The organism is Mesorhizobium sp. M0185, assembly GCF_040322175.1.
Lineage (GTDB): Bacteria > Pseudomonadota > Alphaproteobacteria > Rhizobiales > Rhizobiaceae > Mesorhizobium.
The window spans coordinates 43,204-62,939 of record NZ_JAMYSY010000029.1 but is presented as its reverse complement, the minus strand read 5'-3'; the positions used below and the strand labels follow the sequence as shown (position 1 = coordinate 62,939).

The following is a 19,736-nucleotide window of genomic DNA, read 5'->3' as shown; positions in this document are numbered from 1 at the left end:
TCGTGAACGCCGCCAACAGCGGGCGTGCCCTGCCCTGGGCGCTGGTCACGCCGGCGCTCGGCTGGACGTTGCTGTTCTTCGTGCTGCCCTTCGTCGCCATGGCGGTATCCAGCCTGACGGCGCATGAAGGCGGCGGCTTCACGCTGTCCAACTACAGCCAGTTCTTTGCCAATCCTTCCTACTGGCAGGCAATGGTGAACTCGCTGCAGGTCACAGCAATCGTCACCGTGATCTCGGTGCTGCTCGCCTATCCTTTTGCCTGGATCCTGGCCGAACAGGTGCCGGAGCGCTGGCAGCGGCTGGCGCTGATGCTGGCGGTGCTGCCGTTCTGGACCTCCTATGTCGTGCGCTCCTATTCGTGGCTGCTGGTGCTGGCGCAAAACGGCGTCGTCAACCGCGCACTGACAGGCTCCGGCCTGTCCAGCGAACCGCTGCAGCTCGCCAATACTCGGCTGGCCACCGTCACCGGCTTCGTGCATTTCTTCGTCATGCTGTTGACGCTGACGATCTTCGCCAATCTGAAGCAGCTCAGCCCCAGCTACCGCAAGGCCGCCGCCGACCTCGGCGCCGGGCCGGTTCGGACTTTCCTGCATGTCGTTCTGCCGCTGACGCTCCCCGGTATCATGGTCGGCGCCTTCCTCACCTTTGTGCTGTGCATCGGCGACTACATCACGCCGCAGATCCTCGGCGGCAACAACGAGCTTTTGATGCCGCAACTCGTCATGATGCAGATCGGCCGGCGCGGCGACTTTCCGCTCGCCTCGGCGCTGTCGATCATCCTGATGGCGGTCGTCACCATTGCCTATCTCGCCTGCTCCCGCTGGCTGAAGATCGAGCGGGCCTGACCATGCGCGCGCTCATCCGCCTCGTCTCCGGCCTTTATGCCATCGCAATCTACGGCTTCATCTTTCTGCCGGTCATCGTTCTGGTGCTGTTTTCGCTGCAGGCGACGTCGTTTCCGATCCCGCCCTTCACCGGGCCGTCGCTGCGCTGGTACGAGGCCGTGCTCGCCGACACGCGGCTGACTTCGGCGCTGGTCAATTCGCTGCTGGTGGCGGTCGTCTCCTCGGCTGCCGCCGTCACGTTGGGCTTTCTCTCGGCCTGGGGTTTTGCGCGCTTCGCTTTGCCGGGCTCGGGGCTGATGCGCGGGCTGATCACCTTGCCCCTGACCGTCAGCTATCTCATCATCGGCATGGGGCTGCTGGTGCTGTTCAACTGGACCGGCGTACCGAAGTCTCTACTTGCCGCAGGCATCGGCCATGTCGTGATCAACCTACCGCTCTGCTTTGCCATCGTCTACAGCCAGATGGGCGACCACCAGATCAATATCGAGCGCGCCGCGCGCGACCTCGGCGCGCCCGAATGGAAGGTGCTGCTGCTGATCACCGTGCCTGTCATGGCACCGGCGATCTTCGCCGGCTTCTTCCTGTCGATGACTTTCTCCTGGGACGAGTTCGTCATCTCGTTCCTGTTGACGCGCTTCGACACGACGCTGCCGGTCGAGATCTGGAACCTGCTGCGCTCCGGCCTCAATCCCAAGACCAACGCTGTCGGCTCGCTGGTCTTCGCCGTCTCAATCGTACTGGTGGTATTGTTCGAGCTGATGCTGTTGCGGAGGAAGCCGGCATGACCGCGCCACTGGTCGATATAAGCTCTGTCTCGCATCGCTTCGGTCAGCATACCGTGCTGAAGAACGTCTCGCTGACGATCGAGCCTGGCAGCTACACGATCCTGCTCGGGCCGTCCGGCTCCGGCAAGACGACGCTTCTGTCCATCCTCGGAGGCTTCGTCACGCCGAGCGAGGGCAAGGTGCTGATCCGCGGCGAGGACTGCACTGCCGTGCCACCGGCGAAGCGGCCGACGACGACCGTGTTCCAGGATTATGCGCTGTTCCCGCATATGAGCGTCGGCAGCAATGTCGGCTTCGGCCTGCGCATGCGGGGTGTCGATGGCGCAACCCGGGCAGCAAGGGCGCGCGAGGCGCTGGCGCTGGTTGGGCTGGCCACTGCCTTCGACAAGAAGCCGCATCAGCTTTCGGGCGGTCAGCGGCAGCGCGTGGCGCTGGCGCGCGCCCTGGTGGTCGAGCCGGCGGTGCTGTTGCTCGACGAGCCCCTCGGCGCGCTCGACCTGAAATTGCGCCGGCAGATGCAGGACGAATTGAAGGCGATCCAGAAACGCGTCGGCACCGCCTTCATCCACGTCACTCACGATCAGGAAGAGGCGATGGCGCTGGCCGACCATTGCGTGGTGATGAATGACGGGCGCATCGAGGACGAGGGCCCGCCCGAGCGCGTCTATGCACGGCCGGCGACGCGCTTTTCCGCGACCTTCATGGGCGAAAGCACGCTAATATCGGGAACGGTGAGGGAGACGAAGAACGGTAGGAACACCGTCGCGACGAAGCTTGGACCACTATCGCTGCCTGGCACAATCCCGGCGGGCTCGAGGATTGCTTTGGCTGTCCGGCCTGAGCATCTCGTCCTCGGCGCTGCCGGCGGTGCTGTGGCGCTCGGTACGGCCAAGGTCAGCGACGTCGTCTTCCAGGGCAGCTTCAAGCGTGTGCTGGGGACCTCCACGACCGACCCGGCGCTGCACTTCATCGCCAAGGTCGCGGCAGCATCGGCCGTCCAGCCGGGCGACGTTGTCGCGGTATCGTGCGATGCTGGCGACATCATCCTGCTTGCGGACCAAACATGAGCACGCTTCCAATCATCGACGCTCCTGACTGGTACGAAACTATCCGCATGGGCGATGGCGTGACGCTGATCCACGAGCCGTGGATCAAGCCGTTCTTCCGCTGCAACATCTGGCATGTGCGCGGCCGCGACCGCGATCTTCTGTTCGACACCGGCCTCGGCCATTTCAGCCTGCGCCGCCACGTGCCGCTGGTCACGGAGCGCAAGCTCACCTGCGTGGCCAGCCACACGCATTTCGATCATATCGGCTGCCATCACGAATTTCCCGACCGCTGCGTGCACCCGGACGAGGCCGAAATCCTCGCCGACCCGCGCAACGAATGGACGGTTGCCGACCGCTATGCCACTGACGAGATGTTCGACGGCATGCCGCAAGGTTGGGACACCAAGCGCTACCGGATCCCGCCCGCACCAGCCGGCCGGTTGCTCGAGCAAGGCGACATCGTCGATCTCGGCGACCGTGCCTTCGAGGTCATCCACACGCCCGGCCATTCACCCGGCGGCATTGCGCTCTACGAAAACAGGACGGGCATCCTGTTTTCCGGCGACATCATCTATGACGGCCCGCTGATCGACGACGTCTATCACTCCGAGATCGACGATTATGTCGAAACGCTGCTGCGCATGCGCGATCTCGATGTCTCGGTCGTGCACGGCGGCCATTTCCCGAGTTTCGGCAAAGTTCGCTATCGCCAGCTTGTCGACGAGTATCTCGCGCAAAAGCGCCAGGCCGGCTGCCATCTGTTGCAAGCCCGATAAGCACTGGCGCTGTGGCGTCAAAGCGCCCTTTGCGGACAGGGTGTCCCCGCCGCGTCGCCGCAGCGTGAGGCCGTGGGCTCGGGTCTAAAGCTCTTTTCCTCCGACTGGCGCACCAGTTCCGCAAAAGCCAGGGCAAAACTTGCCAGCATCAGGAAGACAATAATCAAGCGTGCCAGCGGCAATAGATCGGCCTCGACTGGTTAGCCCCCACGCCACCCGTCCGCTGCCGGCTAACATGATCGATCCGGCTTTACGAGAGTTTAAGGCGGGCCTTAACCATCACATCATTTTGTCCTCCGACATGATGCGCGAGTGCGGCTTGTTTGGTCGCCATCTCCAGGCACCTCCCTCCCTTTGCAGAAATGCCCACCCATGCTAACCCGGCGCTGGCGCGGCCCAGCAACCGGTCGCCGCCAATCGGTCGCCAGACGGTCGTCGCCAATCGGTTGTCGTTGAGAGCCATGAGCAAAACCGCCAGCCGTTTCGCCTTCGTCTCATCCGGTACAGCCGACGCCAATGCAGCGCTGGAAAGCCTTTCTGCGCGTTACGGCCAGGCATCCGTCGAAGAAGCCGGGATCGTCGTGGCGCTCGGCGGCGACGGCTTTCTGCTGCAGACCCTGCGTGAGACGATGAGCACGGGAAAGAAGGTCTACGGCATGAACCGTGGCACCATCGGTTTTCTGATGAACGAATACCGCGCCAGCGGCTTGACCGGGCGCATCGCGGCGGCCGTTGCCGAAACGATCCGTCCGCTGGAGATGCAGGCGGTGACGGCCGAAGGCGAGACGATTTCGGCGCTCGCGATCAACGAGGTCGCGCTTTGGCGCCAGTCGTATCAGACGGCCAAGATCCGCATCACCGTGGATGGGCAAGAGCGGCTGGAGGAATTGCACTGCGACGGCGTGATGATTGCGACGCCGGCCGGCTCGACCGCATATAATCTGTCGGCGCACGGGCCGATCCTGCCGCTCGACGCTCCGCTGCTGGCGCTGACCCCGGTCAGCCCGTTTCGTCCGCGCCGCTGGCGCGGCGCGCTGCTCTCCAATAAGGCGATCGTGCGTTTCGACATTCTGGAGCCGGAAAAGCGGCCGGTGAACGCCGCCGCCGACCACACCGAGGTCAAGGCGGTGACGACGGTCACGGTGAGGGAATCGCCGACGGCAACGGCGACGCTGCTGTTCGATCCCAACCATTCGTGGAACGAGCGCATTCTCGCCGAACAGTTCAGGTATTGAACAGACCGTGCAAATAAAAACCCGGCACGAGGCCGGGTTCCTATTTGACAACACAAGTGTTGCGGCGGCCGATCGTTGCGATCAGAACTTGTAATTCAAGCCGATGACTCCGGTGTGTATGCGGACCTTTGCTTCGACATTCAGGCCGGTGTCGACTGCATAATCGCTCTTGCCCAGATCGAAATATTTGTATTCGCCCTTGAGCGACCAGTGATCGGTAAAGGCATATTCCAGGCCCGCGCCCAGGGTCCAGCCTGCTCTGGTTTTCGAGGTGCCGTTGGTCCCGATCGGACCGCTTGTGCTAATCTCAACCCTGCCGAAGCCGAGACCGCCGGTACCGTAGATCAGCAGCCTATCCATCGCATAGCCAATTCGGCCACGCAGCGATCCGAGCATCTTTACATCGGAGTCGCAAGAGAAGGTGGGGTTCGGACAATCCGTGCCGCCATCGATATGGGCGGCCGAGATGTCCGCCTCGACGCCATAGACTATATTTCCGCTCTGGAAATTGTAACCGGCCTGGACGCCGCCCAGGGCGCCGCTGCCATCATGATCAGCCGTCCCGCCAACAGTATATTCCCAGTCTACTTTGCTGCTGCCACCGCCGACATGTGCGCCTAGATAGAGGCCCGTCCAGTTATACGTTGATGCGACCGGCAATTCCACGACATCGGCCGCGATCGCCGGAGTCAAGGCCGCTGCCAGAAACGCTGCGGAGAGAAAAGCTTTCTTCATAATGTGGCCCCCTTAGCCAAGAAAAATAGATGAATCATTTGTGGCTAGTTTCTGAGTTATTTCAAATCTCAAATGGCACTTTGGCGTGTGGTCAGAATGAATGCACCCTGGCGTTGCTGATCTGCAACACCTGCGCTGGTGCGAGAATGTCGCCTTGCTGAAGAGCGGGCCATCGACGAGCGGTAACCATCGCGATTAAGCTTACGGCTTCACAATCGCGCCAATGCCGCCCGTTTGTGTTGACAAATCGTGGGCTTGCGCCTACCTGCAATACCGATCTTGCAGGCGCGCGGCGCTTGCCGCGACTGCATATGTTGCGCCCCCGAACCAGCCAAAGACAGCCAAACTTGTCCTCAGACACCCAGATCGCTCAAGAAGCGTTGACCTTCGCAGACCTCGGCCTGTCGCCGAAGGTCCTTTCCGCAGTTACCGATGCCGGCTACACCGAGCCGACGCCGATCCAGGCTGGTGCTATCCCGCACGCCTTGCTCGGCAAGGACGTGCTGGGCATAGCCCAGACCGGCACCGGCAAGACAGCGTCCTTCGTCCTGCCGATGCTCACCCGGCTGGAAAAGGGCCGCGCCCGCGCCCGCATGCCGCGCACGCTGATCCTCGAGCCGACGCGCGAGCTCGCCGCGCAGGTCGAGGAAAACTTCGTCAAATACGGCAAGAACCACAAGCTCAATATCGCACTGCTGATCGGCGGCGTGTCCTTCGACGAGCAGGACAAGAAGCTCGAGCGCGGCGCCGATGTGCTGATCGCGACCCCCGGCCGCCTGCTCGACCATCGCGAGCGCGGCAAGCTCCTGCTCAACGGCGTCGAGATCCTCGTCATCGACGAGGCCGACCGCATGCTCGACATGGGCTTCATCCCCGACATCGAGCGTATCTGCGAGATGATCCCGTTCACCAGGCAGACGCTGTTCTTCTCGGCGACGATGCCGCCGGAAATCACCAAGCTCACCGAGAAATTCCTGCACGCACCGGTGCGCGTCGAAGTGTCGAAGGCAGCATCGGCCGCCACCAACATCATCCAGCGGCTGGTGAAATCCGGCCCGAAACCCTGGGACAAGCGCGAGACGCTGCGCAATCTGATGAAAGCCGAGGATGCCGAGCTGAAGAACGCCATCATCTTCTGCAACCGCAAGATCGAGGTATCGGAGCTGTTCCGCTCGCTGCTGAAATATGACTTCGACGCCGGCGCCCTGCACGGCGACATGGACCAGCGCGCGCGCATGCAGATGCTGGCCAATTTCCGTGACGGCAAGCTGCGCTACCTCGTTGCTTCGGATGTCGCGGCGCGCGGCCTCGACATTCCCGATGTCAGCCATGTCTTCAATTACGACGTGCCGATCCACGCGGAGGATTACGTCCACCGCATCGGCCGTACCGGCCGCGCCGGGCGCTCGGGCAAATCCTTCACCATCGCGACCAAGTCGGACACCAAATACATCGACGCCATCGAGCGGCTGATCGGCACGAAGATCGAGTGGCATGACGGCGATTTGTCGACGGTCGTTGCCAGCGAAGGCGGCGAGGATGAGGCCCCGCGCCGTGGCCGCGGTGCGCCACGCCGTGCCGGCCGCAAGGACGACGCCAAGGACAGGGGCGAGCGCAAACCGCGTGAACGCCACGCCAAGGGCAGCGAAGAAGCAGCGCCGGAAGCAGTTAGCGCGGAGCAGCCGGTCGTGGCCGAAGCCACCGTCGCCGACATCGACGAGCGGCGTACCCGCAAAGAGGCGATCCGCTCGGAAAACAGCGAGCGCCAGGCTTCACCTGAACGCAAGGCTTCGCCCGATCGCAACGAACGGCGCGCGCCGGAACGGGGCGACACCAGGCCGCAGCGCGAGCGCCCTGCCCGCCAGCGCCAGGAAGACAATGACGCGACCGTCGGCTTCGGCGACGACATGCCGGCCTTCATGCGGATCGTGGCCAAGGTCTGACACGGCTCGCGCGCGGCCCCGCCGACGCGCGAAGCATTGTCGCCAGTCAATCCGGCAGGCCCGCCTTGCGAAGGCCTTCGATATATCTGATGCGATCGTCCGGTCGATAAAACGGCGGCAGCACCTCGGCGAGATTCGAAAGCCGCAGCGAAGGATCGAGCTCGCAGACCCGGGCCATCATCTGCTGCGCTTCCGACAGGCGCCCCGCAAGGGCATGACTCGCCGCCACTACACGCATCGCGCTCACGTAGTTTGGTTGGTACCGCAGCGACTTTCCCGCCCAAGCGGCGGCGTCATCGTAGTGGCCGGCACAAAAATGAGCGAGCCCGGTGTTGAATTGCCAAGCGAACAGGCGTGGATCCAATGGGCTTAGGCGCATGGCAAGCGCGGCGTGCTCGACGGCCTTGCCTGGCTCGCCAAAGCAAGCCCTGACCCAGCTGCTTAGGCCCCACGCGGCCGCTAGATTCGGGTTGAGAACGAGCGCGCGATCGATGCAAGCCGCACTGTCGTCAAGGTCGCCACCTACGTAGCCGAGCACGTATCCACCGAAGGAAAGCGCAATCGCATCGTCCCTTCCGAGTTCGACCGCTCTCCTAGCCAGTCGAGTAGCCTCGGCATTCTCTTTCGCGCGGTCGACCATCCAGCCGTTGCTTTTTCGGGTAGCGTAGCACCGCGCCGCCCGCGCATAGGCTGCGGCAAACTCCGGGTCACGATCGATCGCCTTCATGAAGAGGCGCAAGGCATCGTCAATGGCCGATCTACTAGTGATCGTCCGGTCAAAGGCCGCCAGCCCGCGGAGATAGTAGTCATAGGCGTCGAGGCTTTCTGTCGGTTTGCGTTTGGCACGCTCGATCTCAGCCTCCTCCATTTTCGGCGTGATTGCGCCGACAATGCTCGAGGCGACCTGGTCCTGCAGATCGAAGACTTCGGCGAGCGCTCCGTCAAAACGGTCGGCCCAGAGATAGGCCCCTGTGGAGGTGTCGATGAGCTGCCCGGCGATGCGCAGGCGGTCGCCCGCCCTGCGAACACTTCCCTCGACCACATAGCGCACGCCCAGCTCACGCCCGACCTGCTTTATGTCTACGGACCGTCCCCGGTAGGTGAAGCTCGAATTCCGTGCGACCACGAACAGGTGACGAAAGTGAGCCAAGGCGGTGACAATGTCTTCCACCATGCCGTCGGCAAAATATTCCTGCTCGACATCACCGCTTAGATTCTGAAACGGCAGCACTGCAATCGATGGCTGGTCGTCGCGCCTCGTCGGGGCTGCCAGAACCTGTGCCACTGATACGGCGCCAGAGCTTGGCTCCGGCCGCTGACGTTCTCGAGACTGCAGCGAAGCCGCCAGTGAGCTTGTCTGCTCCTCAGGCTCGGCATTCAGATGTTTTTTTAAAGCTGCGCGGCACAGCTCGAACTGGCGCAAGGCGGCGTTTTCGTGACGTCGATGAGCGTGGATGCGGATCAGCGCTCGATGGGCTGCCTCCGCCGTCGGATCCGAGGCGAGCAACCTCTCTGCGAGCCCTTCGCAGGCCGTCTCTTCCGCTGAGCCGGGTGCGGGCAGCGCCAGGCTCAGCCGATCGACCAACTGCAGCGCCTTGCGCTGATACTTACTCAGATAGGGTCCAAACCACTCGTCCAGTTCGTCAGGAATGGCTTGCCCGGCAAGCAACTCACCGCGGTAGAGATCGGCGGCGAAGGCGAGATCAGTGATCCGACCCTCCTCCAGCTTCCGGTCGAAGATCGAGATGTCCGCCTCATCCGGACCGGCAATAAGCGAGATGGTTTCCTGATCCCCATCGATGTAGACGGTGGCATCCAAGCTGGCCGGGAACGAGCGCCTGATGTCGACCAGCGCTTGCCGCAGACTGTTGCGGGCTTGCCCATTGCTTCGCCCCGGCCAAAAGGCTTCGGAAAGCTGCTCGCGACGATGGCCGCGGCGGCCAGCGAGAACCAGAGCAGCAAAAAGAAGCGAAGTCTTGCGTGTGGCGAACTGGACGGGCCGGTGCTCCGGGGAAGTAACCTCCAGGCCACCAAGCAACCGGATGCGCACAAATCGTCTCCATACTTCGACCGCAGCGACAGAATAGCATCTCCGGTGGATCGATTTAACACCGATTTAACGGCGGATCGCCGGACTTCTTCCAGTTGTTCACGCACAGCCGAACAGCCCGAAAACGCCTGCGTGGCACGCTCCCATCCGCAAACTGGAAATGGGAGACCAAAACAATGGCTCACACGGAACCTCGCGCCGCCCGCAGCATGTCCAAACGCTTGCTTGCGTCTAGCCTGAAAGGAGCAGCAATGATGATCGCTGCCTTCACGGGATGGCGGCAGACCGTTGCAAGACGCAGAGCACTGGCAGATCTGACGACCGAACAGCTGAAGGACATCGGTCATTCGGAGGTCCATCAACCCGCACTCGATGCCGCCACGGCTGTTCTAATCACGAACTTAATTTCGATGAGGTAAGATCGGCGTTGAGTTTGGTCTAGGCCCTAAAGGTTCTTGAGCTCCAGGCGGGATGCCAGCAGGTCCAGAAAAGCGCGAACTTTGGCTGAGGACGACCTGCCTTCCGGCCACACGGCGTGTATCGGCACCGGCACCGGCTCGAATTCGGTTAGAACCAGTTCCAGGCGGCCATCGTCCACCAGGTGCTTTACCTGCCAAAGCGGCGAGTAGCCCAGACCCAATCCGTGAACCGCGGCCGCATAGATCGATATCATCAAATTCGACCGGAAGGTACCCGCGACCTTCACCGGCCGGGGCTTGCCTTCAATCTGAAACATCCATTCGCCTGGGCGGCCGTCGACGGTTCGTACGATGCATTGATGCTCACGCAATTCGAGCGGATGGGCCGGTCGGCCGTGTTGCTGGAAGTAGGCAGGTGCGCCGAACACCACGCGCCGCAGCGCGCCCAGGCGCTTCGCACGTAAATTGGAATCCGGCAAATTGCCGATTCGGACAGCCAAATCGAGGCGCTCGGCATCGAGATCGACAAATTCATCGGAAAGCTGGAGGTCAACCTCGACCCGGGGATATGTCCGCATATAATCGGCGATGACCGGCACGAGGAAGTCCGGGCCGAACAGAACCGGGGCACTGACACGCAGGATGCCCCATGGCTCCGACCGTCGATTGGCCGCCTGAAGCCTGGCTTCGTTAATTTCCTCGACGGCGGGTTTGATGCGCTGGAAAAAGGCCGCTCCGGCTTCGCTCGGCGTCGAGCGGCGTGTCGTCCTGTGCAGAAGCTCGACCCCGATTGATTCCTCCAATGTCGCCAGGGACCGGCTGACCGACTGCAGTGAGCGGTTCAGCCGGCGTGCGGCAGCCGTCAGACTGCCATGCTCGACAATGGCAATGAAGGCTTCGAAATCATCTATCCGGCTCATCGCTCATCGCTCCTTTCTACCGAAAATCGGGAGAACCTATCGCAAAATCGATCAATTGTAACGAAGTTCGCTAGATTTTATCTTCCCTGCACAGGCCGAAAGGCAGACTCGAAGGAAGGAGATCGTCATGCGAACACCCAGTCCAACGGTCCTGGTCGTAGGCGCCGCAGGCCGCGTTGCCGGTTTGGTGGTGCCTGAACTCGTCCGCCGCAATGCCAGGGTTCGAGCGCTTGTTCGTGACGCCGCGAGTGCCGAAAAAGCCCGGAAAGGCGGCGCATCCGAGATCGCGATCGGAGATCTGCGCAACCATCGGAGCCTTGAGCAGGCCGTGAAAGGTGTCGACGGTGTCTTTCACATCGGACCGGCCTTTGCTCCCGACGAAGCCGCCATGGGGGTTGCCATGGTTGAGGCGGCGGCGCGAGCAGGCGTTCGAAAGTTCGTCTTTTCGTCGGTGATCCAGCCGACCAATACGAGGCTGGAAAACCATGCAAGCAAGGTACCCGTTGAAGCTGCCCTCTATTCGACGAACATGGAGTACACCATTCTGCACCCGGCCAATTTCATGCAAAATATCGCGCCGGCCTGGCCGTCCGTCGTCGAGCACGGCGTTTTCGCCGAGCCGTTTCCAAGGACGGCGAAGCTCGCCCGCGTCGACTATCGCGATGTGGCTGAAGTGGCGGCAATCGCACTGACCGAAGCGCGTTTGTCCTATGCGACCCTCGAGCTGTGCGCCGACGGTATGCACAGCCGCGAAGAGGTCGTCGCCATGATGAGCGAAGCGCTTGGCCGGCCGGTGTCGGCGGGCGAGCCGACATTTCAGGACTGGGCGGCGAAGGCCCGCCTTCCCTATACCGACCGGCAGTTGCAGATGCTGGCCAAAGTACACAGCCACTACGCCAAATACGGCCTCGGCGGGAACATTCTGACGTTGCGTGCCGTGCTTGGCCGCGAGCCGCGTTCGCTGCGAAGCTTCATTCAGGAATTGGCGCTGCAGACGGCATATGCCGCCTGATCGTCCTCACAATAACGCCTACGCATATTTTTTTATTAGGAGATTTCGATGCAAGCATCACCGGACCGAGCCTTCAAGTTGAGAAAGCTGCCGCCCTCCTATGGCGCGGTGGTGATGCCGTTGGTTCTTTCGATTCTGATGTCCTCGATTGTCTCGGCGGTTTCGACGGCAATCGGCGCAGGCTGGACGAACGGGTTTATAGCGGCCTGGAGCTATGCATGGGGCGCTTCATGGCTTGTCGCGTTTCCCAGTCTGCTGATTGTGCTTCCGATCGTGCGCCGGATCGTTGCCGCGATTGTCGATCAGCCGGCCCGGTCCTGACATCACGAACGAAGGGCGCCGACGGTCGGTGGCCCGGCATAACCATTAGAGCGGCCCTTGGGGGCCGCTCTCGGTTCATGTGCTTGCCTCAGGTGAGCGGCGACAGCTGGATCTCGACGCGGCGGTTCTGAGCCCGGCCGGCAGCCGTCGCATTGGAGGCGATCGGACGCGTCTTGCCGAAGCCGGTGACGGCGAAGCGGCGGGAATCGACGCCCTGCCCGGACAGATAGTTGGCGACCGCCAGGGCGCGGCGCTGCGACAGGTCGAAATTGTGCTCGTCGCCGCCGGTCGAGTCGGTGTGGCCGAACACGTCGACCGTGGTCTGGCGGAACTTTTTCAGCACAAGGGCCACTGAATTCAGCACCGGATAGAAACCGGCCTTCACCGCGTCCTGGTCGACGTTGAAGGTGATGTCGGACGGCATATTGAGGATAATCTGGTCGCCGGTGCGGGTGACGCTGACGCCGGTGCCCTGAAGCTGCCTGCGCAGTTCGGCCTCGTTCTGGTCCATGGTGGCACCGATGGCACCGCCGGCAAGCGCGCCGATGCCCGCGCCGATCAGCGCGTTGCGGCGGTCGTTACCGCCGGCAAGCATGCCGAGCCCGGCACCCGCCAAAGCACCGAGACCGGCGCCGGCAGCGGTATTGGAAACCTTCTGTTCCCCGGTGTAGGGATCGGTGGTGCATGCGCTCACGAGCACAGCCGTCGCCACGACGGCGAGCACAATCTTTTTCATATGGTGGTCCCTCTCCATTCCACGGCCGCACAACGGCGCACCGCATCAGCCCTTCCAGCGACTTGTACCATGAAATGCGGCGAAAAACGGACCAGCAAAAGCCGTTGCCGCGGCTTTCCCCGGCTCAATTCCACACGCCTGCAGCGGCTCGCGCGACCACCGCAATTCGACCGGCTACCAGAGATTCTTGCCGTCGATGATCACCACTTCGACCTTGTCGAGATCGAAATCGTCGAACAGCCGCGAGTTCACGCTGATCTTCGGATTGTCGAAATTCGGCTCGCCTGTCGACCAGTCCGGCGTCTCGGTGAAGGTGCCACAGCCGCAGGTGGCGCAAAAACCGTGTTTTATGGTTTTCGATCCCCACTGGTAGAACGAAACATTCTCCGGCGGGCTGGTGAGTCTGAATTGCGATGGAGTGTAATAGGCCCACAACGAACCGCGTTTCGAACAAAAGGAACAGGTGCATCGCGTCACTGTCTGCGGCGCTTGCGAAACCTCGAACGTCGTCGCCTTGCAGTGGCAGCTTGCCTTGATGGTCATGAATTGGTCCCTCACAATGCCGCCGCCCCGTACGGCAAAGGCAGCATAAAGAAACGCTCCTGACAACTGCCGGTCAGCAGGCTTGTGAGCCTGCGATGCACAGATCGAAGGCCCATTGATCCAAAACCGCTGCACACGCTCGGGTCAGCCCGTGGGCAAGCTTTTGGGCGTCATGCGCTAGTAGGACGATGGGGGCACGAACAGGCAGATGGTCTTTCCGTCATTGGCACCGGCAACGGAGCACCAATGATATTCGCCGTCGGGCGAATTCTTGATCCGCTTGTCGCTATAGGCCACGACTTCCCCGGTTCCTTTGATGACATAGCCCTCGGGACGTTCGCTGATCGATGTCTGAGAGACCTCGCGGCAATCATAGCCCGAGCAGCAGGAGAACGGATAGCTCCAGCCTTGCGGCATTGCCGCGGTCGGCTTGGCATCATGCGCCAGAGCAGGCGCCGCAAATGGAATGGCGGCAGCAATCAAAACCACTGCCGCGACAAGTGAATTCAGGAGTCGGCGCGCCGTGCGGGCGACTGGGGCCGGTCTGGTTGTGAGAGCAGGCATGAGCGCAGTTCCTATCAACGGTTGTCAAGCATTTCGCTTGCCCGTTCCCGGAACGTGTCTTCCCAGTGGCCGGATCGTCAGGTCGCAGATACGCCGCGTCCGGCCATAAATGCTTTTTTCCTCCCCAGCGCATGAATGCTGGGCTGATTCCTTGGTTGGCGCAAGGAATTGCTGTCGCAATCGAACGCCGACCTCTGCAGCCGGAACCAACCTGCCGTCCTGATTGACGAAACCTGGTCAACCCCGGCAGCGGGATCGCCAATAACGGGATTTGGCTCGCGCTGGTTCCAGGCTTGGCACCGGCAGGCCCGAGGCATCCGCGTCAAAAGCCGAAATCGATTTTGAAAAACTCTACGAAAAACAAAGTTGTAGAACGACAGGTAGGTGCAAATTGAGAGCTCGTCACTCTCGCACGATGGCCGTAACTCTCGCGTGATGAACCCACATTCCTGCCGGATTGGTGCCCGGCGGCCTCAGTCGATATCGGCCACCGTTTCGCCGGCGCCACCCTCGATCCGCTGCGACAGCGAGGCTTCCATGAAATCGTCGAGGTCGCCGTCGAGCACGCTCGACGGGCTGGTGCTCTCGACACCGGTGCGCAGATCTTTCACCAACTGATAGGGCTGCAGCACGTAGGACCGTATCTGGTGGCCCCAGCCGATATCGCTCTTCGACGCTTCCGTGGCGTTCGCCACCGCTTCGCGCTTCTTCAGCTCTTCCTCGTAAAGCCGCGAGCGCAGCATTTCCCAGGCCTTGGCCTTGTTCTTGTGCTGGGAGCGCTCGGCCTGACAGGCGACCGCGATGCCGGTGGCGAGATGGGTGATGCGCACGGCCGAATCGGTGGTGTTGACGTGCTGGCCGCCCGATCCCGAGGAACGATACGTGTCGATACGGACGTCGGATTCGGAAACGTCGATGTCGATCGTATCGTCGATGACGGGATAGACCCAGACGCTGGCGAAGGAGGTGTGGCGGCGCGCATTGCTGTCATACGGCGAAATGCGCACGAGACGATGCACGCCGGATTCCGTCTTCAGCCAGCCGTAGGCGTTGTGGCCCTTGATCAGCAGCGTGGCGGACTTGATGCCGGCCTCTTCGCCGTCATGCACCTCCAGCACCTCGACCTTGAAGCGGCGGCGCTCGGCCCAGCGCGTATACATGCGCAGAAGCATCGAGGCCCAGTCCTGGCTTTCGGTGCCGCCGGCGCCGGCATGAACTTCCAGATAGCTATCGTTGGCGTCCGCCTCGCCCGACAACAGCGTTTCGATCTGGCGCGCCTTGGCCTCGCCGCGCATCGAGCGGATCGCCGCTTCGGCCTCCGCGATGACGCCCTCGTCGCCCTCTTCCTCGCCAAGCTCGATCAGGCCGATATTGTCTTCCAGGGCCTGGGTGAGGCCTTTGACCGCGGCAATGCCTTCCTCGAGGCCCTGACGCTCGCGCATCAGCTTTTGCGCTTCCAGCGGCTCGTTCCAGAGGCTCGAATCCTCGGCACGGACGTTCAGGTACTCAAGCCGCTTTATGGCTTGGTCCCAGTCAAAGATGCCTCCTCAGCAGGGTGATTGCCTGCCTGATCTCGTCGACAATGTTTTGCGTTTCCGCGCGCATGGCTGGCTGTTCTGTCCTGTTGCTGGATGGCGGTTTGGTGGCGCGATACATAGGGACGGCACGGTCTCCTGTAAAGCGCCGGCCCCTGTAATGTACCGGCCCCTGTAAAGCGGAATGGACCGGCTCGACCATGATCGTCAAGCCGGCCCGACCCGATGTAGCGATTGTCAGTAGAGCCCGCCGCCGCCGGACTGGATGGCCTGGTTGGCCTGCGGCGACAGCGCCCCGCCGGTGGCGTTGGAGCCGTCCGCACCCATGCCGATCACCCAGTAGCTGTCGGCGGGACCGGTACCCGGTTTGAAGGCTTCGATGATGGTTCCGGCGTCGCCCGCGTTGGCCCGCATGCCGGTCTTGCGATTGATCGCAATCAGCTTCATGCCTTCCGGAACCTTGAAGTCGACATTGGGCGTGCCATCCAGCGCCACGCGCATGAAATCCTTGAAGATCGGCGCGGCAAGGCCGCCGCCGGTCGCGCCCTTGCCAAGACCTTTCGGCTGATCGTAGCCCATATAGAGGCCGACAACGAGGTTCGGCGTATAGCCGATGAACCAGGCATCCTTTTCGTCGTTGGTCGTTCCGGTCTTGCCGGCGATGTGACGGCCGAGTTCGTTGATGGTGGCGCCGGTACCGCGTTGCACGACGCCCTCCATCATCGATGTGATCTGGTAGGCAGTCATCGGATCGAGCACCTGCTCGGAGTTGTCGACCAGTTCCGGCTCTGGCTGGTCCTGCCACTCGGCGGCATTGCAGTTTGAGCAGCCGCGTTCGTCCTGCCTAAAGACGGTCTTGCCGTAGCGATCCTGGATGCGGTCGATCAGCGACGGCTTGATCGACTTGCCGCCATTGGCCATGATCGAATAGGCCGACACCATGCGCATCACCGTCGTCTCGCCGGATCCCAGCGCCATCGGCAGATACGGCGCCAGGTGGTCGTAGACGCCGAAACGCTCGGCATATTCCACGACCAGCTTCATGCCCATGTCGTTGGCAAGCCGCACCGTCATCAGGTTGCGCGATTTCTCGATGCCGGAGCGCAACGTCGCCGGGCCGGCCACCGTTCCGTCGTAGTTCTTGGGCGTCCAGGTCGTGTTGCCGCTCTGGATGGTGATCGGCCCGTCCATGATCACCGAGGCGGGCGTATAGCCATTGTCGAGGGCGGCCGAATAGACGATCGGCTTGAACGACGATCCCGGCTGGCGCATGGCCTGCGTCGCCCGGTTGAACTCCGACTGCGCGTAGGAGAAACCGCCGACCATGGCCAGGACGCGTCCGGTATGCGGGTCCATGGCGATCAGGCCGCCTTCCACTTCGGGAACCTGGCGCAAGCTGTAGCTGTTGTCCGAGCCGTCGTTCTTCTGCACGAAAATCACGTCGCCCGGCTTCAGCACGTCGGCGGGCGACTTCGCCTTGACGGTCCTGCCGTCGACCACGTGGCGCATGGCGAAGCTCATGTCTTCCTTGCTGACGGTGCCTTCGACGCGGTCCTTGACGATTTCGCCGGAGATCTGGCGCGTCGGCTGCAGGCCGATGGACAGGCCGGTGGCCGAGCTGTCGAGCACGACGGCGAGCGACCATTCCGGCACGTCCTCCAATCGCTTGACGTTGCCCAGCGGCACGCCCCAGTCGCCGGAAATGTCGATGCTCGTGACCGGCCCGCGGTAGCCGCGCAGCGTGTCGAACTTCATGAGACCGTTCTGCATGGCCTTGCGGGCAATCAGCTGCATCTTCGGATCGAGCGTGGTACGGACGGAAAGGCCGCCTTCGTAGAGCGCATTCTCGCCATAGCGCGCGATGATCTGGCGACGCACTTCCTCGGTGAAATACTCCCCGGCGAAGAGATAGTTGCCGGTGCGGCGCGGCGTGACGCCGAGCGGCTCGGCCTTGGCCTTCTCGCCTTCCTCATGCGTGACGTAACCGTTCTCGACCATCTGATCGATCACCCAGTTGCGGCGCTCCAAGGCGCGATCGGCATGCTTGAAGGGATGGTAGTTGTTCGGCCCCTTCGGCAGAGAGGCGAGATAGGCGGCTTCGGCCACGGTGAGCTCGTTCACCGATTTATCGAAATAGGTTAGCGCAGCACCGGCGACGCCATAGGCGCCGAAGCCGAAGAAAATCTCGTTGAGATAGAGCTCGAGAATGCGATCCTTCGAGTAGGCCTGCTCGATGCGGAAGGCGAGGATCATCTCCTTGATCTTGCGCTCGTAGGTCTGGTCTGAAGACAACAGGAAGTTCTTCGCCACCTGCTGGGTAATCGTCGAGGCGCCGACCTGGCGCTTTCCCGAGCCAACATTCTGCAGGTTGACGACAATGGCCCGGCCAAGGCCGGTCACGTCGATGCCGGGGTGATTGTAAAAATTCTTGTCCTCGGCCGACAGGAAGGCCGCCTTGACACGGTCCGGGATCGCCTGAATCGGCAGATAAAGCCGCCGCTCACGCGCATATTCGGCCATCAGCGCGCCATCCGACGCGTGGATGCGGGTCGTCACCGGCGGCTCGTATTTGGCCAGCACCTCGTAATCGGGCAGGTCCTTCGACAAATGGCCGATATAGATCGCCATGCCCGCCGCGACCAAAAGGGCCAGCGTCGTGCCGATGCCGAAGAAATAGCCAATGAGACGAATCATACCCGCTCCAGTCCTTGGTTCGGGAATTTCCTAAACGAAGCCGCCCTTCACGCAAGCTTTCGGGACGATCCCAAACCGTAATCGCAAAATCCATGTCGCGACCATGTGGGCAAAATACGGCAGCGTGGAATTTCGGTTTCGAATGCCGGAAATAAAAGCACAGGGTGTTGTCGCCGTGCAACGCTGCTTCAGGTTGTGGGCGCCGGCGGACATTTCAGCCTCCGGCCCCCGTTCCGCTCTTGGCCGAAGCAAACAGGGCAACGGCGTTGGTTATGCTCTGGGTCGCCTTGTTGCGCCAATCGGCGCTGAGCAACTGCGCTTCGTCCTTGGCGTTCGACAGATAGCCGAGTTCGACCAGCACGGATGGAACGTCCGGCGCCTTCAGCACCTTGAAGCCGGCAGAACGCTGCGGGTTGTTGATCAGACCGACGCTGGTGGAAAGCTGGCCGACGAGAGTATGGGCGAAGCTCATCGAAAAATTATGCGTCTCGCGGCGGATCAGGTCGATCAGGATATCGGTCACTTCCTTGCTGTCGTCCTTGATCTCCATGCCGGCGAACTGGTCGGAAAGATTTTCACGGTCGGCAAGCGCCTGCGCCTGCGGGTCGGAAGCCTTGTCGGACACGGTGTAGACGGTTGCGCCGCGAATGCCCTTGAGGCTGATCGTGTCAGCATGGATCGAGATGAGCAGGTCGGCCTCATGCTGGCGGGCAATGCGCACGCGGTCGTCGAGCCGCAGGAACTCGTCCGTTTCGCGCGTCAGGAACACGTCGTATTTGCCGCTGGCGGCGAGCTTGTCGCGCAGTTCCACGGCAAAGGCGAGCGTCACGTTCTTCTCGACCGTACCGTTCAGGCCCTCGGCGCCGCCGTCGATGCCGCCATGGCCGGGATCGATGACGACGGTGAAACGATGGCCCGGATTGGAGACCGGGCCGGTACCGACCCTGCCGGCCTTGTCGGCGGAGACCGTCGAACCGGTGGTCAGCGCCTGATTGGCGAGCGCTGCGTCGAATTCCCGCTGCGATGCCGCCGACATGTCGATGGCGATGCGGTAGCCGTTGCCGTCATCGTTCTTGAGCACATCGAGATTGTCGACGGCGAACGGTCCCTTGCCGGTGAGAATCAGCCGCGATTTCCCCTCGCCGAGCTCGCCGTAACGCACCGTGCGGACAAGGCCGCGCGGCTTCACATCCTTGGCATTGAGGGCAAATCTGGTGGCCGGGAGATCGATGACCAGACGATTGGGGCCGCGCAGCAGGAACCATTTGATGTCGGGTTCGCGGTCGAAATTGATGACGATGCGCATCTTGGTGGCATCGCCGGCCATCTTGTAGCTTGTGGCGCCGAGCGGTACGTCGGCAGCACGCGAAAGCGGCGAAAAGACCAGGCAAGCCAGGATCAGCGGCAGCAGACAGGCGGTGCGGAACAACCAGCCTCCATGATGACGGCCCTTGTCTGCGAAGCCTGCCAGTCCCATCTTTCTACCAATCGCTCCCGTTGGCGTCATGCCCGATCGCTTGTCGAAGTGCCTTATTGCTTGTCAAAGTTCTGGCAGGCCGCGAACTCGATTAACG

18 protein-coding genes are annotated in these 19,736 nt (G+C 62.1%); 9 read left to right on the top strand and 9 right to left on the bottom strand.

What is annotated here, in order from left to right; all coding sequences use genetic code 11:
• The first annotated feature begins 2 nt into the window (after positions 1–2).
• The 5 genes from NKJ20_RS21645 to NKJ20_RS21625 all read left to right on the top strand — a co-directional run bounded on the left by NKJ20_RS21645 (position 3) and on the right by NKJ20_RS21625 (position 4,690).
• A complete protein-coding gene (locus tag NKJ20_RS21645; protein ID WP_502894982.1) occupies positions 3–845 on the top strand; it encodes an ABC transporter permease in 843 nt (280 codons plus the stop codon).
• A 2-nt stretch (positions 846–847) separates the two neighbouring features.
• Positions 848–1,630: an ABC transporter permease gene (locus NKJ20_RS21640; RefSeq protein ID WP_352746773.1), complete on the top strand. Its 783-nt coding sequence runs from the start codon at positions 848–850 to the stop codon at positions 1,628–1,630.
• Positions 1,627–2,697: an ABC transporter ATP-binding protein gene (locus tag NKJ20_RS21635; protein WP_352746771.1), complete on the top strand. Its 1,071-nt coding sequence runs from the start codon at positions 1,627–1,629 to the stop codon at positions 2,695–2,697. The genes NKJ20_RS21640 and NKJ20_RS21635 overlap by 4 nt, the downstream gene beginning before the upstream one ends.
• Positions 2,694–3,455: an MBL fold metallo-hydrolase gene (locus tag NKJ20_RS21630; RefSeq protein WP_352746770.1), complete on the top strand. Its 762-nt coding sequence runs from the start codon at positions 2,694–2,696 to the stop codon at positions 3,453–3,455. The genes NKJ20_RS21635 and NKJ20_RS21630 overlap by 4 nt, the downstream gene beginning before the upstream one ends.
• A 461-nt stretch (positions 3,456–3,916) precedes the next feature.
• Positions 3,917–4,690 carry an NAD kinase gene (locus tag NKJ20_RS21625; RefSeq protein WP_023679915.1) on the top strand — a complete coding sequence of 258 codons (774 nt, stop codon included), beginning with the start codon at positions 3,917–3,919 and terminating at the stop codon, positions 4,688–4,690.
• 81 nt (positions 4,691–4,771) lie between these two features.
• On the opposite strand, the gene NKJ20_RS21620 is transcribed toward NKJ20_RS21625, so the two are convergent.
• Positions 4,772–5,425, bottom strand: a complete 654-nt coding sequence (locus tag NKJ20_RS21620) for an outer membrane protein (RefSeq protein WP_352472772.1) — start codon at positions 5,423–5,425, stop codon at positions 4,772–4,774.
• Between the two features lie 347 nt (positions 5,426–5,772).
• Between NKJ20_RS21620 and NKJ20_RS21615 the strand changes: the two genes are divergently transcribed.
• Positions 5,773–7,368, top strand: a complete 1,596-nt coding sequence (locus tag NKJ20_RS21615) for a DEAD/DEAH box helicase (protein WP_352746768.1) — start codon at positions 5,773–5,775, stop codon at positions 7,366–7,368.
• Positions 7,369–7,414: 46 nt separating this feature from the next.
• On the opposite strand, the gene NKJ20_RS21610 is transcribed toward NKJ20_RS21615, so the two are convergent.
• The gene (locus tag NKJ20_RS21610; RefSeq protein WP_352746767.1) at positions 7,415–9,418 is read right to left on the bottom strand and encodes a BTAD domain-containing putative transcriptional regulator; all 2,004 of its coding nucleotides are present in this window, start codon (positions 9,416–9,418) and stop codon (positions 7,415–7,417) included.
• A 176-nt stretch (positions 9,419–9,594) separates the two neighbouring features.
• Between NKJ20_RS21610 and NKJ20_RS21605 the strand changes: the two genes are divergently transcribed.
• Positions 9,595–9,837, top strand: a complete 243-nt coding sequence (locus NKJ20_RS21605) for a YjiS-like domain-containing protein (protein ID WP_352746766.1) — start codon at positions 9,595–9,597, stop codon at positions 9,835–9,837.
• Between the two features lie 26 nt (positions 9,838–9,863).
• On the opposite strand, the gene NKJ20_RS21600 is transcribed toward NKJ20_RS21605, so the two are convergent.
• Positions 9,864–10,757: a LysR family transcriptional regulator gene (locus tag NKJ20_RS21600; protein WP_352746764.1), complete on the bottom strand. Its 894-nt coding sequence runs from the start codon at positions 10,755–10,757 to the stop codon at positions 9,864–9,866.
• Positions 10,758–10,884: 127 nt separating this feature from the next.
• Between NKJ20_RS21600 and NKJ20_RS21595 the strand changes: the two genes are divergently transcribed.
• Both NKJ20_RS21595 and NKJ20_RS21590 read left to right on the top strand, forming a co-directional pair.
• Complete coding sequence (locus NKJ20_RS21595) at positions 10,885–11,769, top strand: NmrA/HSCARG family protein (RefSeq protein ID WP_352746762.1); 885 nt, start codon at positions 10,885–10,887, stop codon at positions 11,767–11,769.
• A 48-nt stretch (positions 11,770–11,817) separates the two neighbouring features.
• Entirely contained in the window at positions 11,818–12,090 is a 273-nt protein-coding gene (locus tag NKJ20_RS21590; protein WP_023679921.1) for a DUF2798 domain-containing protein, read from the top strand.
• Positions 12,091–12,178: 88 nt separating this feature from the next.
• Here the strand turns inward: NKJ20_RS21590 and NKJ20_RS21585 are convergent, their stop codons facing one another.
• From NKJ20_RS21585 to NKJ20_RS21560, 6 genes are all read right to left on the bottom strand, one after another.
• Positions 12,179–12,826 carry a YiaD family glycine zipper/OmpA-like lipoprotein gene (locus tag NKJ20_RS21585; RefSeq protein ID WP_023679922.1) on the bottom strand — a complete coding sequence of 216 codons (648 nt, stop codon included), beginning with the start codon at positions 12,824–12,826 and terminating at the stop codon, positions 12,179–12,181.
• 174 nt (positions 12,827–13,000) lie between these two features.
• A complete protein-coding gene (locus tag NKJ20_RS21580) occupies positions 13,001–13,369 on the bottom strand; it encodes a GFA family protein (protein ID WP_352451083.1) in 369 nt (122 codons plus the stop codon).
• Positions 13,370–13,546: 177 nt separating this feature from the next.
• Positions 13,547–13,933, bottom strand: coding sequence for a hypothetical protein (locus NKJ20_RS21575; RefSeq protein ID WP_031212810.1), 387 nt, complete (start codon positions 13,931–13,933; stop codon positions 13,547–13,549).
• Positions 13,934–14,406: 473 nt separating this feature from the next.
• A protein-coding gene (gene prfB / locus NKJ20_RS21570; RefSeq protein WP_352451084.1) for a peptide chain release factor 2 occupies positions 14,407–15,538 on the bottom strand; the annotation gives its coding sequence in 2 pieces (ribosomal slippage) (positions 14,407–15,471 and positions 15,473–15,538; 1,131 coding nt in all).
• A 167-nt stretch (positions 15,539–15,705) separates the two neighbouring features.
• Positions 15,706–18,162, bottom strand: coding sequence for a penicillin-binding protein 1A (locus NKJ20_RS21565; protein WP_352746759.1), 2,457 nt, complete (start codon positions 18,160–18,162; stop codon positions 15,706–15,708).
• A 214-nt stretch (positions 18,163–18,376) separates the two neighbouring features.
• Positions 18,377–19,639 (bottom strand): N-acetylmuramoyl-L-alanine amidase, encoded by a 1,263-nt coding sequence (locus NKJ20_RS21560; RefSeq protein WP_352746813.1) that lies wholly within the window; start codon positions 19,637–19,639, stop codon positions 18,377–18,379.
• Positions 19,640–19,736: the final 97 nt, after the last annotated feature.